Below are 15,483 nucleotides of genomic sequence, written 5' to 3' on the forward strand. Positions count from 1 at the left end.
ACATCTCAAACCAGCTCAGCCCGCTTCAACTCGCTCTTCAAGTAGGCGTAGTAGATCGGCCCCGCCACCACCCCCGGCAGCCCGAACGCCGCCTCGAACACCAGCATCGCCAGCAACAGCTCCCACGCCTTGGCACTGATCTGCCCACCGACGATCCGCGCGTTGAGGAAGTACTCGACCTTGTGGATCACGATCAAATACCCCAGCGCCGCCGCCGCCACCCAGATCGACAGCGACATCCCGACGATGGTGATCAGGGTGTTGGACATCAGGTTGCCGATCACCGGCAGCAACCCAAGCAGGAAGGTCAGCACGATCAGCGTCTTGGTCAGCGGCAGGTGCACGCCAAACAGCGGCAGCACCACCGCCAGGAAGATGCCGGTGAACACGGTGTTGAGCAGCGAGATCTTGATCTGCGCGAAGACGATGTTGCGAAATGCCTGCACCAGCAGGCTCAGGCGCTCGAACAGCGCCGCCGCCAGGGGCTTGCGCCGGGAGATGTCGGGGATGCGCTGCAGGGCGACGATGGCCCCGAGGATCATGCCGATCAGCAGCGTCACGAACATGTGCGCCATGCCCTTGCCCACCAGTTGCAGGTCGCTCAGGTGGCTCTTGATCCAGTCGCCGATGGCCACCTTGAACTCGGCGGCGCTGGCCGGCAGGTAGGCTTCGATGAACGGCGGCAACTGGCCACGGGCGCGTTCGACCAGGGCCATGAACTTGTCCAGCGAGGCACCGGGGTTCTCGGCCTCGTGCAGCAGGAAGCTGAAGGCGCCGGCGATCAGCAATGTGAGGGTGCTTACCACCAGGGTGCCGAGCAGCGCCACCGCCAGCCAGCGCGCGCGCTGCCCGGCGATCAGCGGTTGCAGCCGCGGCGTGAGCATGTTGACCAGCTCGAAGACCAGCAGGCCAGCCAGCAGGCTGGGCAAGAGCTTCAGGGGCAGCGCCAGCAACAGGCCGGCTATGACGATGACCCAGCTGGCGAGGGTGATCTGACGGGGGGTGAAGGTCATACAGCCTCGGCGGCAGACAGCGGAAGGACCCGCAGTCTGCCAGCCTTCAAGGCACAGGCATAGGCGCAGGTCATTTCTTCTTCAGGCAGTCGCTCATGAAGGTCTTGCGCTCATCGCCCTTCAGCGCCTTGGCCTTGGGGTCGGCGTTGCATGCTGTCATGCGTTCCTGTTGCGTCATCGGTTTGGCCGGCTCGGCCTTTTTCAGGCAGGTGCTCATGAATGCCTTGCGCTCATCGCCCTTGAGCGCTTGGGTCGTGGCGTCGGCGTTGCAGGTCTTCATTTTTTCCTGTTGCGCGGTGGCGGCGAATCCTTGCCCGGCGATCAACATGCCCAACACCAGCAGGGGTACGTGCAGCAGCTTCATGGAGTGGTCTCCTTGCCTGCGCGCCCGATGCGCGCTCGTCGAGCAGAGTGTAGACAAGTTTTCTTACATCTCCGTGCGGGCACGGCGCCGGTATTGCTCCGGCGTGCAGTTGGCCTGGCGCTGGAACATGGCGATGAAGGCCGAGGCGCTGCTATAGCCGAGGTCGAAGGCGATGGCCTGGATCGACAGCCCCGCTTCCAGGGCCTCGATGGCGCGCAGGAAGCGCAGGCGTAGGCGCCACTCGCCGAAACTGATCCCCAGCTCGTGCAGGAAACGTCGGGCCAGGGTGCGCTCGCTGACATGCACCTGGGCCGCCCAGTCGGCCAGCGGCCGGTTGTCACCAGGCTCTGCCTGCAACGTCTCGAGCACCTGGCGCAGGCCCTCGCTGCGGGCGAACGGCAGGTAGCAGGTTTGGGTCGGGGCCAGGTGCAACTGGTCGATCAGCACTTGTACAAGGCGTTGGTCGCGCGCGTCCTGGGCCACATGGAGGTCGCGGCGGGCAAAGTCGCCGAGGATCGCCTTAAGGATGTCGCTGATCACCAGGCTGCAGGGCTGCGTCGGCAGCTCGGCGCACAGGCTGCGCTCCAGGTAGACCGAACGGTAGATGATGGCCTGGGGGTTGTAGCAGCCGTGCTCGGTGCCTGGCGGCACCCAGACGGCATAGTGCGGCGGCGAGATGAAGCGCTGGCCTTCGACATCCAGGTGCATCAGGCCATGGGAGGCGTAGTTGAGCTGGCCCCACGGGTGGCGGTGTGGCGGGCTGTGGGTATCGGCGCCGAATTCGTCGTAGCGGAAGTAGACCGGCGCGGGGAGCTGGTCGAACCGGGGGATGTCGAGGTACTTGCGGGCCATGCTGTCTGCTTCGCGGGGTGGCTTGTCTGGATGGAAGTATAGGTTTTTATACAGACAATCGATAATACCGAGCCATCAGGGGCCGCCCTGCGGCCCCACTCTGTCACTGTGAGTACCCGTTGCATGAACTACCTCTTCCCCCTCATCGCCATCCTCATCTGGGCCGGTAACACCGTGGTCACCAAGATGTCCGCCGGGGCCATTTTCCCCGCCGAGATCGGCTTCTACCGCTGGCTGCTGGCCGGCCTGTTGTTCACCCCCTTCCTGTTGCCCCAGACTTGGCGCAACCGCGCGGCCATCCGTCCGCACCTGGGCAAGATCCTGGTGTTGGGCGTGCTGGGCATGGCCATCTACCAAAGCCTGGCGTATTTTGCCGCCGGCATCACCAGCGCCACCAACATGGGCATCATCCTGTCGTTGATGCCGTTGATGTCACTGGCCCTGTCCATCGCCTGGCTCGGCCAGCGCCTGAGCTACGGCGCGCTGCTGGGCGCGGTGGTGTCGTTCTTCGGCGTGCTGGAAGTGGTCTCGGCCGGGCAGCCCGGCGTGTTGCTGCACCAGGGGCTGAACAGCGGCGACCTGATGATGCTGGTGGCCACCTTGGCATATGCGCTGTACAGCTTCCTGCTGAAGAAATGGCAGTTGCGCCTGCCGCCGCTGCAACTGCTGTACTTGCAGGTACTGGTGGCGATCCTGGTGCTGCTGCCGCTGTTCCTGATGTCGCCCAAGACTGGTTTGAACGGCCACAACATTGGCTTGGTGCTGTATGCCGGCCTGCTGGCCTCGATGGTCGCGCCACGGGTATGGATGCAGGCTGTGCACCGCCTGGGGCCGAGCCGCACGACGCTGTTCTTCAACCTGCTGCCGGTGGTCACGGCGGTGATCGCGGCCGTAGTGCTGGATGAGCAGTTGGCCAGTTATCACCTGGTCGGTGGCCTGTTGACGTTGGTCGGCGTGCTGCTGGCCGAGCGCTGGACCACGCCGGTGCGGCGTTGACAGAGGGGGAGCGCTACGTGCCCAAGGTTGGTCACAAGCCGGCAGCCTTGAGCCGGGCGGCGTGCTCGGTAAACAACCGTACTGGCTCGGCGCCCTTGCCCACCGCGCCGAGGGACTGGTTGACGATGTCCAGGTGATCGAGCGGATAGTCGTCACCGATCACCTGGCCCAGGTGCGAACTGAAGCGCCCGACCATGCCATCGCACTGCCCCTTCTCCCTGACGAAGCTGCGGGCGAACAGGCGGCAGAAGTAATTGCTGCCGTCGAAGCGGTTCAGGCCCTGGTCGCTGCGCCCCGGCTGCAGGGTGCCGGACCAGGAGTAGTAGCGCACCCCGTTCACTGCGGGCGGCCCCTCGCCACCCCAAACCTGCGGCAGCCCCTGTGGATAAGCCTGGTTGAACAGCGCCACACCGGCGCTGGTCAGCGACTGGTGCGAGGCATGCACATCGATCGGTAACGGGTCGCGGCGCCAGCCGGTCTCCAACCAACCCAGCAGCACGGCAACGCCATGCAGCACCGCCTTGAGGATACGCCCCAGGGGTGAGCCGCCCGGCGCCGTGCGCTCCAGGTGGTCGGCCAGCTCGGAGCCCTGGTTGGGGCCGGCCACCGAGGTCACCGAGGCCACCCGGTCGGGGCGCTTCGCGGCCGCGTAGCGTGCACTCAGCGCCCCCTGGCTATGCCCGATCAGGTTGACCTTCTCGGCCCCTGTGCGTTGGCAGATCTCCTCGATGATGCCCAGCAACTGCTCGCCGCGCACTTCGCTGGAATGCAGCGGCGACACCTGCACCGGAAACACCTGCGCGCCACCTCGGCGCAACGCCGGGACGATGCCGAACCAATAGGGGTACAACAATGCCCGCACAAAACCGAGCATGCCCGGCACCAGCACCAGTGGATAACGCGTGGCCAGTTCCTGGCTCATCACCTTGCCCTCTTCCGTGAACAGACCGGCCCACCCTACAGCGTGATCGAAGACAAGCGCAATCGAACTCCCGGCGCGCCGCGCGGTTCCAAGCAGAACAGACCCTGAGCAAGGAGCGGGACCATGTACAAGCGAACCCTGGCCATCCTTCTGGCAAGCGCGACCCTCGCTGCCTGCGGCAGCCGCCCGGAAAACCCGGTGGACTACGTCACCTACCGCGACGAGCCGCTGGTCAAGCAGGTCGAGCACGGCATGACCATGCAGAAGGTCATCGCCATCGGCGGCAGCCCGTCGAAGGTCATCGACCTGCCCCACGGTGGCACCTGCAACGACTACATCCTCAACCGCGATGGCCACCAGCAGCCCTACTACGTGCGCTTCGACGCCACCGGCCATGTCGACGCCAAGGGCTTCAAGACCTGCAAGCAACGCCAGCAAGACAGCGACGCCGTACCCGGTGCCTGACCCTACCCAATGCCTACGGAGATGAACATGAGCGTTGAACTGACCGATGTGAAGACCCTGCGCGCCCGCGCCCGCAAACATGTCGAGCAAGGGGCGGTGACCGAGGGTTACCACGCCGACCGCGAAAAGATCCTGCGCCTGCTCAACGAGTCGCTGGCCACCGAGCTGGTCTGCACCCTGCGCTACAAGCGCCACTACTTCATGGCCAGCGGCATCAAGGCCAGCGTCGCCGCCGAGGAGTTTCTCGAACATGCCAATCAGGAAAGCGAACATGCCGACCGGCTGGCCGAACGCATCGTGCAACTGGGCGGCGAGCCGGACTTCAACCCGGACAACCTGAGCAAACACTCCCACGCCCAGTACGTGGCGGGCGAGTCGCTGAAGGAGATGGTGCTGGAGGACCTGGTGGCCGAGCGCATCGCCATCGACAGCTACCGCGAGATCATCCAGTACATCGGTGACAAGGACCCGACCACCCGGCGCATCTTCGAGGATATCCTGGCCCAGGAAGAGGAACACGCGGACGATATGTCCGATCTGTTGAAAGGTTTGTGAATGCCGGCACGCCCCTTGTAGGAGCGGCCTCAGCCGCGAACACCGGCGTCGCCGGTGCCAACCACCGTGTTGCCTGCTTCGCGGCTGAAGCCGCTCCTACAGTTACCGCTTCGCCGCTGCCGGTACCTTGCCGGTCTTCATCTGCTGCAACAAGGGCGTGCACTGGTTCGGCGCATCGCCACTGCTCGGCGCAATCAATGCCAGCAACCCGGCGGCCGGCCCGACCACCACGCCAAGCGCCACCATCCCCGCCCCACGCAATGCCAGTGGCACCGCCTGCACGCCGGCGCTGGGCTTGGCGAACGGCCCACGCACATACAGCGGTGAGCGTAGCGAGAACAGCCGCACGCCCTTGGACTCGGGGGTGATCTTCAGGTCCAACTGCTCGCTGGCGAAGTTGGCCGTACCGTTGATGTAGATGATCGCGTTCTCGGTGTCGAAGACGAACAACCGCGTGGTCGCCAGGCCATTCTTGAACCCAACGTCGGCCGCGGCGCAATTGATCTTCACGTCCTCATCGCCGAACAGCTTGCCGACCACGTAGTTGCCCACGTTGAGCCCGGCGATCTCCATCAGGCCACGGCTGATGGCGCCATCGTTCATCAACAGGCGCAGGTCGCCGTTGGCGGTGCCCAGCAACGCCGCCACCGAGTTGCCGCGCCCGCTGATGTCGGCGTCGCCGTTGAGTTCGCCGAAGCTGGTCTGCATCGGCGCAAATCCGGGGAACAGTTGCTTGAGCTTGAAACCGCGCGCGCTCAGCTGGGCACGGCCTTGCAGCGGTGCGTTGCGCCCGTCCAGGCGGATATTGGAGTCGAGGGTGCCACCGGCCACGCCGAAACGCAGCGGCTCCAGGCGCAGCAAACCGTCTTCGAGGATCACATGGGCAGAGAGGTCCTTGAACGGCAGCTTCTCACTGTGGACGATGCGCTTGCCGGCAAAGCTGACGTCGGCATCCATGGCCCGCCAGCGCTCGGTACGGAATTCCTCCACCGGCAACACCTTGCCCGCCGGCTGCTTGCTGGCGCCACCGCGCGCCTTCTGCGCGCTGTTGGAGTCGGCGCCGATCAACGGCGCCAGGTCCTTGAACAGCAGCTGGTTCGAGACCAGCTTGCCCGACAGTTTCGGCCGCGGCTGGCTGGCGACGAAGGCCAGGTCGCCATGGATATCGCTGTCGCCGATCTTGCCGTTGAAGCCTTCGTAGCGGAACTGCGCGCCTGCTGGATCGTGCAAGTTGGCGATCAGGTGGCCGTCGGTGGAATAGGCTGGGGTGTCCGGCAGGGTCACGCCGGTCAGCGGGTAGAGGTTGCCCAGGCTGCTGCCGGAGAGCGCCAGGCGCAAGTCCAGGGCGCCCAGGTTGCGTGGATCGGTCAGGGTACCTGCCAGGACCACGCGGGTATCGCCGATGCGTGCATCGGCCTGCAGCGGGAAGGGCTGGCTGGCATCCTGCAGCGCAAGCAACCCGCCGATCTTGCCGGTGGCGGCCACCGCCTGGCCTTTGTAGCGACCCTGGGCCTTGAAGCCAAACGCATAATCCTGGGCCTTGCCGGCTTTCTCGGCGCGCTCCTTGCCGACGATATCGCTGAACGGGATCGGCTTGCCCAGCGGGTCGACCTGCACCTTCATGCTGGTCTTCAGGGTTTGGTCATCGAAACTGACAGTGCCCTGGTCGAAACCGATGGCGCCGATGTCCAGCACCCATTTAGAGGGCGGGGCATTTTCGTCCTTTGGCCCGAGGTCGAAGACCCAATTGGCGCGGCCGTCGGCCAGGCGGGTGAGGCTGGCGCTGGGCTTGACCAGGTCGATACGCGGGATGCTGATGCGCTGGACGATCAGTGGCAGTGGCGACAGGCGGAACTCCACGCGCTCCAGCCCGACCATCCGTGGCTCCTTGAGCCAATCGGGGTTGCCGAGCGTGAGCGCTTCGGCGGTAAAGTGCGGCCAGGGCACGAAAGCCCGCCAACCGCCTTCTTCAGGTTCGGTACGCCAGTGGACAGCCAGGTTGCCATTGATCGCGAAGGGGCGATGCAGGGCTTCGGAGACCTTCTCGTTGAGCAACGGCTTGGCCCGGTTCCAGTCGAAGGTGGCGATCACCACCACCAGGATCGCCAGCACGGTGACCAGGGTGGCGAAGGTCCAAAGGAGGATTCTGGCGGGGCGCGTCATGCGGGGCTCTCCTGACTGCAGGGCTCGAAGCGGGTGTCGCGATGGCACTTAGTATGTCGGACTGATGAAAACCCGTCGGGTTTAATCCGGACGGCCATGATAACGAAGTTTTCCTGACGCTTTTCTCAACTTTGGGTCGACGGACGGCCACGGTGTTACCAGGCCAAAGGCTCGCACACAGGTTGATCGCCACCCCACAAGCACCGCGGTAGAGCCGTTGCAACTCAGTATCAATCCCGTCGATTGTCACCATTATCCCGATGAACTTCTCTCTGGCGTTACCGGGCGTAGCATTGGCTCCGTACCCACTTTCCCAGCCCCCCAGAGGAGCACCGAGATCATGAAACGCCATCTGCTGCTGAGCCTGACCCTGTCCGTCCTTGCCGCCAACGCCTTCGCCCTGCCGGCCGAAGACCAGCACCTGAGCGCCGAATCGCGCTCCAGTGCCGCGACCGTCGCCCAACCGCTGAACACCCTGGCCGAAGGCGGCGCCGAACGCCTGCAAGAACGTGCCGGACGCTTGGCGGAAGGGGGTTCTGACCGTCTGATCGAACGCACCAACCGTGTAGCCGAAGGTGGCTCGGACCGTCTGATCGAGCGCAACAACCGTGTAGCCGAAGGTGGCTCGGACCGTCTGATCGAGCGCAACAACCGTGTAGCCGAAGGTGGCTCGGAGCGTCTGATCGAACGCAACAACCGTGTAGCCGAAGGTGGCTCGGATCGTCTGACCGAACGCAACAACCGTGTAGCTGAAGGTGGCTCGGATCGTCTGGTCGAACTCAGCCGTGTGAGCTGATCACCATGGCCGAGAACAACAACCCGCCCCACTGCGCCAGCTCCCCTCCAAGCCCGGTCCATTGACCGGGCTTTGTTTTTTTATCCAGAATGCCCAGCCGTACAGTCACAGAATCCTGCCCCATGCTGCCGCGCGCCGAACAGAAGCTACAAACCCGCCAGGCCCTGCTGGATGCCGCCTGCTTGCTCATGGAGAGCGGCCGTGGCTTCGGCAGCATCAGCCTGCGCGAGGTGGCCAAGGCCGCCGGCATCGTGCCCACCGGTTTCTACCGCCACTTCCCCGACATGGACGCCCTGGGCCTGGCCCTGGTCGCCGAGGTCGACACCACTTTCCGCCAGACCATCCGCCTGGTGCGGCACAACGAGTTCGAACTCGGCGGCATCACCGACGCCTCGGTGCGCATCTTCCTCGACGTGGTCGTCGCCCACCGGGCACAGTTCCTGTTCCTCGCCCGCGAGCAGTACGGTGGCTCGCAAGCCGTGCGCCAGGCCATCGCCCGCCTGCGCCAGGACATCAGCAACGATCTGGCCACCGACCTGGCCCGCATGCCACGCTGGCAGCACCTCGACGGCGCCGCCCTGGCGGTGATGGCCGACCTGGTGGTCAAGACCGTGTTCGCCACCCTGCCCGAGCTGATCGACAGCCCCGAGCCGGGTTATCCACAGGCCTTGTCACCACAGGAAAAAATCACTCAGCAGCTGCGCTTCATCTTTGTCGGCGCGCGGCACTGGCAGGGCCTGGGTAATCCCGGCTGACACCTTCGCCCGCACCCACGAACCCCTCCCCACTTCTGCTACCATGGCGCCCTGCCCGACCGTCACGAGCGCCACCATGTCCGACCCCCGCCCCGCACTGACCCGTTTCCACCAGCACTTCGCCGAACGCATCGTGCCGCTGTGGCAGGGCCCTGGCTGGAACGCCGACATGGCCCTGCCCTACGAAGCCCTCGACGCCCAGCACCGGCCACTGCCCGTGCAGCGCTACCGGGCCATGGCTTGCGCCCGCCAGCTGTATTTGTTCAGCAGCCGCATCGAGCAGCCCGGCGCGGCCGAGCGCGCAGCGGCGCTGTTCCGCTCGCTGCAACGGCACTTCCACGACGCCGAGCACGGCGGCTGGTTCTACAGCATCGACGCCGAAGGCAAGCCGCTGGACCGGCGCAAAGACCTCTACACCCACGCCTTCATCGTCTTCGCCTGCGCCCATTACTGGGGCAAGGTGCGCGAAGGCCTGGTGGAGTCGGCCTTGGACGCAGCGCTGGAAATCGTTGCCGAGCAGTTCGCCCGTGATGATGGCCTGTACGAGGCCAGCCTCGGCGAAGACTGGTCGGACCTGGGCAGTGGCCCGTTGCAGAACCCGCAGATGCACCTGGCCGAAGCCTTCCTTCAGGTGCTGGCCGTGCGTGACGACGACAACGTTCACCATGCATTGCTGGACCTGTGCGAGGGGTTGCAGGCGCAGTTCATCGAACCGACCCACGGCTTGATGTTGGAGAAGCCACGCGGGGCTGTGGATAACTGGTTCGAGCCGGGCCACCAGTTCGAATGGTTCTACCTGCTGGACACCTCACGGCTGCTGCGCGATACGAACCTGCACGCCTCCATCACCCGCGCCTTCGACTACGCCGAGCAGTGCGGCGTGAAGGATTCGGCGGTGCTGGCGATGCTGGCTGTGGACGGCAAGGTCCTCGACGCTACCCAGCGGATCTGGGCCCAGGCCGAGTACTTGCGGGCGCTGCCCTTGCGGCCCCACAGCGAGGCGAAGCTGCTGAAGCAATTGCAGGCACTGGAAGCCCGGTTCCTGCATGAGGGCGGCTGGCATGAGTGCCGCAATGACATGGGCGAAGTCAGCCGCCACGACATGCCGTCGACCACGCCCTATCACCTGGCGACCTGCCTGGAAGGCCTGCAGCGCCTGAGCTGACGCATTCGCCGGCAAAACCGGCAGTCCACCGTGCATGACGCATCTTCCGTAGGAGCCGGCTTTGCCGGCGAATGGCCCGCAAAGCGGGCCCTGTCACAAAATTCAGCCCTTGGCCGACCGGTCGATCGAGAACCCTGCCCAGTCCTGGCTCACCGGCATCAGCTCAAGGCTGTTGATATTGATGTGCGCCGGTTGGTTGAGGATCCAGAAGATGGTCTCGGCGATGTCCTGCGGCTGGATCGGCTCGGCGCCTGCGTAAGTGGCGTCATACTTCGCCTGGTCCCCACCGAAGCGCACCAGCGAGAACTCGCTTTCGCACAACCCCGGCTCGATGTTGCTCACCCGCACACCCGTGCCGCGCAGGTCGCAGCGCAGGCTCAGCGAGAACTGGCCGACGAAGGCCTTGGTGCCGCCATATACATTGGCGCCCGGGTACGGGTAGTTGCCCGCCACCGAACCGACGTTGAGGATCGACGCCCCGCGACCGTGGGCGATCAACCGTGGCAACAGCAGGCGGGTGGTGTACATCAGGCCCTTGATGTTGGTGTCGACCATGGTTTCCCAGTCGTCCAGGCTGCAGTTCTGCGCAGCATCGACACCCAGCGCCAGGCCCGCGTTGTTGACCAGGCCCTGGAGCTTGTCGAAGCTCGACGGCAGGCTGGCGATGGCCGCCTCCATCGCCTGGCGATCCCGCACATCGACCACCAGGCCATGCACCTCGGTCTTGGCCGACAGCTCGGCGCACAGCGCATCCAGGCGCTCCTTGCGACGGCCGGTCAGCACCAGCTTCCAGCCGGCATCGGCGAAACGGCGGGCGGTAGCCTCACCAAAACCGGAAGTCGCGCCAGTGATGAATACGGTGGACGTCATGCTCTTCTCCTTGGGGTGTGATCGGCAGGTTTTGCAGCATGCCCGGCGCAAGCGTTGTCGACAACCGTTTCAGCAGCTGGTCAAAAAGCGTACAACACCGGGAAAGCCCCGTAATAGATGGCTCCCGCCAGACTATGCGCATCTTATCCACAAGGCTTTCCCCACAGATTGGGGGCAAGTCATCGGGCAAAGGGAACCAAATGGATAGAAAATGTCCTGTGGACATCTCCCAATGATGGCGCAACGCTTTCAAGCATGCCGCTTGCAGCGCTCTGTCCAACGTTTCTTCACAGAGTTATCCACAGACACTCATACCGCTCTCCTTCCGCCCCGAGTGAGCGGAAAAGTGCAGTGAGGTCATGCATAACCTTGGTTTGATTAAAAAATATACAGCCCCTCGCAAGCCATGAAAACAAAGGGCTGGAGCGAGATGCCACCATGTTTTCCACAGGCGGTTCCACACAAACCGTGGAAAGTTTTCAGCTTGTGGAAACAAGGGGTTGCGATGGGATTGTGGAGTGCTTCTAGAAAGATATGCGACAAGTTGTCCACATGCGTTCGCCGGCAAGCCGGCTCCTACGAGTATCCCTGTAGGAGCCGGCTTGCCGGCGAACAGCGTATTCAATCAGTGCCCGCCCAAGTAGGCGTTACGCACCTCCTCATTCACCAACAACTCCTGCCCCGTCCCGCTCATGCGAATCTGCCCGTTGACCATCACATACGCCCGGTCCGACAGCTTCAGCGCATGGTTGGCGTTCTGCTCCACCAGGAAGATGGTCATCCCCGTCTGCGCCAGCTCGCGCAGTGTGGCGAAGATCTGCTTGACCACGATCGGCGCCAACCCCAGCGACGGCTCGTCGAGCAACAGCAGCTTGGGCCGGCTCATCAGCGCCCGGGCAATGGCGAGCATCTGCTGCTCGCCCCCCGACATGGTCATGGCACGCTGGTTGCGCCTCTCCTTCAGCCGCGGGAACAGCTCGTACATGCGCTGCATGTCCTCGGCCGCATGTTGGTCGCCGATGGGGATGGTGCCCATCATCAGGTTCTCCTCGACGGTCATGTCGGGGAACACCCGGCGCCCTTCCGGGGACTGGGCAATGCCGTTGGAGGCGATGTAGTGCGACGACTTGCGGGTGATGTCGGTGCCGCGATAGACGATATGCCCCGACGCCGCGCGCGGCTGGCCGAAGATCGACATCAGCAGCGTGGACTTGCCCGCACCGTTGGCGCCGATCAGGCTCACCGTCTCGCCTTCATTGATGTGCATCGAGACTTTCTTCAGGGCCTGGATCGGCCCGTAGAACACGTCCAGGTCCTTCAGTTCGAGAATGGGTGCACTCATACCAGCTCCTCTTCGTCGGCACCCAGGTAGGCGGCGATCACCGTCGGGTTGTGGCGGATGTCCTGCGGTGCACCCTCGGCGATCACGTTGCCGTGGTCGAGCACGACGATGTGGTCGGAGATGCTCATGACCATGCCCATGTCGTGCTCGATCAGCACCACGGTGATGTCATGCTCGTCGCGCAGTACACGGATCATGCGGCTCAGGGCCTCGGTCTCCTGCGGGTTGAGGCCGGCAGCCGGCTCGTCCAGGCAGATGATCTTCGGCCGCGTGCACATGGCCCGGGCAATCTCCAGCCGGCGCTGCTGGCCGTACGACAGCTCGCCGGCCAAGCGGTTGGCGCAGTCGACCAGGTCGACCACCTCCAGCCAGTAGAAGGCGTGGTCCAGCGCATCGCTCTCGGCCTGGCGATAGGCCTTTGTGTTGAGCACCCCGGCCAGCAGGTTGCGGTTGACCCACATGTGCTGGGCCACCAGCAGGTTCTCCACCACGGACATTTCCCTGAACAGGCGAATGTTCTGGAAGGTCCGCGCCAGCCCGGCGCGGTTGACCAGGTGCGTGCCGCCGAACATCTTGTAGTACATGCGGTTGGCAAAGCGCGCCGGCGAGACGAAGTCCGTTGGCTGGAAGCGCTCACCCAGCAGCTGAATGACGTTGGTGCTGCTGCCGCGCACATTCAGCTCGATGCGCCCGCCGCTGGCCTTGTAGAAGCCGGTCAGGCAGTTGAACACGGTGGTCTTGCCCGCACCGTTCGGGCCGATCAGGGCAAAGATCTGGTTGCGCTTCACTTTCAGGCTGACATCGCTGAGCGCCTTGATCCCACCGAACTGCATCATCAGGTTGTCGACCGACAGAATGATATCGTCGCTCATGGCGCCACTCCTTTACGTGGGACGACACCGGTACGGCTGATGCGGATCAGCCCTCGCGGTCGCCAGATCATCATCAGCACCATCAGCACGCCGAACAGCAGCACCCTGTACTCGGAGAAGCTGCGCAGCAGCTCCGGCGCCACGGTGAGCACGAAGGCCGCGATCACCACGCCCACGGTCGAGCCCATGCCACCTAGCACGACGATGGCCAGGATCAGCGCCGACTCGAAGAAGGTGAACGACGAAGGGTTGACGAAGCCTTGGTAGGAGGCGAAGAACACCCCCGCCAGGCCGGCGGTGGAGGCACCGAGGGTGAACGCCGAAAGCTTGACCAGCACATGGTTCAGGCCCATGGAGCGGCAGGCGATTTCGTCTTCACGCAGTGCTTCCCAGGCGCGGCCCACTGGCATGCGGGTCAGCCGGTGCTTGATGTACAGCACCGCCAGCACCACCAGGAACAGCACGGCATAGATGAACACGAACTTGAGGTTGGCGTTGTATTCGAAGCCGAAGAACTCGTGGATCGGCACCCCGCCATCCTTCGCCCGGCGCCCGAATTCCAGGCCCATGAAGGTCGGCGATGGCACCGGCATGCCGTTCGGCCCTCCGGTGAACGACAGCCAGTTGTTCAGCACCAGGCGAATGATTTCGCCGAAACCGAGGGTGACGATGGCCAGGTAGTCACCGTGCATTCGCAACACCGGGAAGCCGAGGATGCACCCTGCCAGCGCCGCGGCGATCGCCGCCAGCGGCAGCACGCTCCAGAAACCCAGGCCCAGATACTGGTAGCCCAGGGCCAGGCCGTAGGCGCCAATGGCGTAGAAGGCCACGTAGCCCAGGTCGAGCAGGCCGGCCAAACCGACCACGATGTTCAAGCCAAGGCCCAGCAACACATAGATCAGCCCGAGGATGACCACGGTCAGCAGGTACTTGTTGGCAAACACCGGGAACACGATAGCGATCACGATCAGCGCCGGGATGATGTAGCGCAGGCGCGACTTATAGTTCGGCGCCAGCACATGCACGCCCGAGCCGCCGCTGTCGAAGCCCTGCAACATGCGCAGGCCGGTGCCGGTCTGCAGGAACAGGCTGAGCAGGAAACGCCCGACCATCACCCCGCCGACCAGCCAGGCGACACGGGTAGGCTCGGCGTTGAAGCTGTAGCCGTCGAGCACCACACCGACGACCGGGCCAAACACGATAAGGGCCAGCAGGCCGGCGACGAGGGTCTCCAGCAGGCTGCGTTTGAGGTCGAAACCCTGGGTTTCGGATACAGAGGCAGTTTTGGCAGAGGACATGTTCACACCTTAGCCACGAGCGGGCGACCCAGCAGGCCTTGCGGACGGAAGATAAGGATCATCACCAGCAGCGAGAAGCTGAACACATCCTTGTAGTCGGAGTTGATCAAGCCGGAGAACAGCGATTCGGAGATGCCCAGGATGATCCCGCCGAGCATCGCGCCTGGCAGCGAGCCAATCCCCCCTAGCACCGCAGCGGTGAACGCCTTGATGCCGATGATGAAGCCGGCATAGAAGTCGAAGGTGCCGTAGTTCATGGTGATCAGCACGCCGGCCAGCGCCGCCATCACCGCACCGATGACGAACACGTAGGAGATCACCCGGTCGGTATTGATCCCCAGGATCGAAGCCATCTTGCGGTCCTGTTGCGTCGCCCGGCACATACGGCCGAGCTTGGTGTACTTGATCACATAGGTGAGCAGGCCCATGCCGACGAACGCGGCGACCAGGATGAAGATCTTGGTGTAAGTGAGTTGCACGAAACCGCTACCCACCTCGACACGCCAGGCGCCTTCGAGCAGGGTCGGGACACCCTGCTGGCGGGCGCCCTGGCTGATCTGTGCGTAGTTCTGCAGGATCAGCGAGATACCAATGGCGCTGATCAGCGGTGCCAGGCGGGTGGAGTTACGCAGGGGCTTGTAGGCAATACGCTCGATGGTGAAGCCATAGACGCCGGTGACGACGACGGTGAACAACAGCGTGCCCAGCATCAGCAGGGGGAAGGACTCGACGCCGAAGTAGGCCAGCAATGCCAGGCTGATCGCCGCGAGGTACGCGGAGATCATGTACACCTCGCCATGCGCGAAGTTGATCATGCCGATGATGCCATAGACCATTGTGTAGCCGATGGCGATCAGGCCATAGACCGACCCGAGGGTCAGGCCGTTGACCAGTTGCTGCAGGAAAATACCATCCATAACGCAATCTCACCTGATTGAGATTGCACGAGCGCCGACCACGGCAGGCCACGGATGAAGCGGCCCTCGCGGCGCAGAACTGTGCAGATCTACGGATAAAGACGGGTACCGCGGGGCAGCGGCCCGGGCGTTGTGGCG

At 64.0% G+C, this 15,483-nt stretch carries 16 protein-coding genes; 6 read left to right on the top strand and 10 right to left on the bottom strand.

Translation table 11 applies throughout. The features are described from left to right. Positions 1-5: 5 nt before the first annotated feature. The 3 genes from IM733_RS16460 to IM733_RS16470 form a co-directional block, all read right to left on the bottom strand. A complete protein-coding gene (locus IM733_RS16460) occupies positions 6-1,013 on the bottom strand; it encodes an AI-2E family transporter (protein WP_248917624.1) in 1,008 nt (335 codons plus the stop codon). 70 nt (positions 1,014-1,083) lie between these two features. Continuing rightward, a complete protein-coding gene (locus tag IM733_RS16465; RefSeq protein WP_248917625.1) occupies positions 1,084-1,377 on the bottom strand; it encodes a PsiF family protein in 294 nt (97 codons plus the stop codon). Positions 1,378-1,440: 63 nt separating this feature from the next. Further along, positions 1,441-2,229 carry an AraC family transcriptional regulator gene (locus IM733_RS16470; RefSeq protein WP_248917626.1) on the bottom strand — a complete coding sequence of 263 codons (789 nt, stop codon included), beginning with the start codon at positions 2,227-2,229 and terminating at the stop codon, positions 1,441-1,443. A 123-nt stretch (positions 2,230-2,352) separates the two neighbouring features. Here IM733_RS16470 and IM733_RS16475 point away from each other — a divergent pair, with 123 nt between their 5' ends. After that, positions 2,353-3,225 (top strand): DMT family transporter, encoded by an 873-nt coding sequence (locus IM733_RS16475; protein ID WP_248917627.1) that lies wholly within the window; start codon positions 2,353-2,355, stop codon positions 3,223-3,225. 31 nt (positions 3,226-3,256) lie between these two features. On the opposite strand, the gene IM733_RS16480 is transcribed toward IM733_RS16475, so the two are convergent. After that, positions 3,257-4,147, bottom strand: a complete 891-nt coding sequence (locus IM733_RS16480; RefSeq protein WP_248917628.1) for a lipase family alpha/beta hydrolase — start codon at positions 4,145-4,147, stop codon at positions 3,257-3,259. Positions 4,148-4,270: 123 nt separating this feature from the next. On the opposite strand from IM733_RS16480, the gene osmE reads away from it, so the two are divergent. Then, a complete protein-coding gene (osmE, locus tag IM733_RS16485; RefSeq protein WP_248917629.1) occupies positions 4,271-4,612 on the top strand; it encodes an osmotically-inducible lipoprotein OsmE in 342 nt (113 codons plus the stop codon). Between the two features lie 27 nt (positions 4,613-4,639). Then, positions 4,640-5,167, top strand: a complete 528-nt coding sequence (locus IM733_RS16490) for a ferritin-like domain-containing protein (protein WP_248917630.1) — start codon at positions 4,640-4,642, stop codon at positions 5,165-5,167. Positions 5,168-5,269: 102 nt separating this feature from the next. On the opposite strand, the gene IM733_RS16495 is transcribed toward IM733_RS16490, so the two are convergent. Continuing rightward, a complete protein-coding gene (locus IM733_RS16495; RefSeq protein WP_248917631.1) occupies positions 5,270-7,330 on the bottom strand; it encodes an AsmA family protein in 2,061 nt (686 codons plus the stop codon). A gap of 340 nt (positions 7,331-7,670) precedes the next feature. Here IM733_RS16495 and IM733_RS16500 point away from each other — a divergent pair, with 340 nt between their 5' ends. The 3 genes from IM733_RS16500 (at position 7,671) to IM733_RS16510 (ending at position 10,046) form a co-directional block, all read left to right on the top strand. After that, positions 7,671-8,126, top strand: coding sequence for a phage infection protein (locus IM733_RS16500; RefSeq protein WP_248917632.1), 456 nt, complete (start codon positions 7,671-7,673; stop codon positions 8,124-8,126). 122 nt (positions 8,127-8,248) lie between these two features. Beyond that, positions 8,249-8,881, top strand: a complete 633-nt coding sequence (locus IM733_RS16505; RefSeq protein WP_248917633.1) for a TetR family transcriptional regulator — start codon at positions 8,249-8,251, stop codon at positions 8,879-8,881. Between the two features lie 76 nt (positions 8,882-8,957). Then, complete coding sequence (locus IM733_RS16510) at positions 8,958-10,046, top strand: AGE family epimerase/isomerase (protein ID WP_248917634.1); 1,089 nt, start codon at positions 8,958-8,960, stop codon at positions 10,044-10,046. A 102-nt stretch (positions 10,047-10,148) separates the two neighbouring features. Here IM733_RS16510 and IM733_RS16515 read toward each other — a convergent pair whose 3' ends face one another. The 5 genes from IM733_RS16515 to IM733_RS16535 form a co-directional block, all read right to left on the bottom strand. Beyond that, positions 10,149-10,916, bottom strand: coding sequence for an SDR family oxidoreductase (locus IM733_RS16515; RefSeq protein ID WP_248917635.1), 768 nt, complete (start codon positions 10,914-10,916; stop codon positions 10,149-10,151). Positions 10,917-11,541: 625 nt separating this feature from the next. Beyond that, positions 11,542-12,258 (bottom strand): ABC transporter ATP-binding protein, encoded by a 717-nt coding sequence (locus IM733_RS16520; RefSeq protein WP_248917636.1) that lies wholly within the window; start codon positions 12,256-12,258, stop codon positions 11,542-11,544. Then, positions 12,255-13,130, bottom strand: a complete 876-nt coding sequence (locus IM733_RS16525) for an ABC transporter ATP-binding protein (protein ID WP_248917637.1) — start codon at positions 13,128-13,130, stop codon at positions 12,255-12,257. The genes IM733_RS16520 and IM733_RS16525 overlap by 4 nt, the downstream gene beginning before the upstream one ends. Beyond that, positions 13,127-14,428: a high-affinity branched-chain amino acid ABC transporter permease LivM gene (gene livM, locus IM733_RS16530; protein ID WP_248917638.1), complete on the bottom strand. Its 1,302-nt coding sequence runs from the start codon at positions 14,426-14,428 to the stop codon at positions 13,127-13,129. The genes IM733_RS16525 and livM overlap by 4 nt, the downstream gene beginning before the upstream one ends. A gap of 2 nt (positions 14,429-14,430) precedes the next feature. After that, positions 14,431-15,345 carry an ABC transporter permease subunit gene (locus IM733_RS16535; protein ID WP_044488501.1) on the bottom strand — a complete coding sequence of 305 codons (915 nt, stop codon included), beginning with the start codon at positions 15,343-15,345 and terminating at the stop codon, positions 14,431-14,433. Positions 15,346-15,483: the final 138 nt, after the last annotated feature.

This window comes from Pseudomonas entomophila (assembly GCF_023277925.1).
Lineage (GTDB): Bacteria > Pseudomonadota > Gammaproteobacteria > Pseudomonadales > Pseudomonadaceae > Aquipseudomonas > Aquipseudomonas entomophila_D.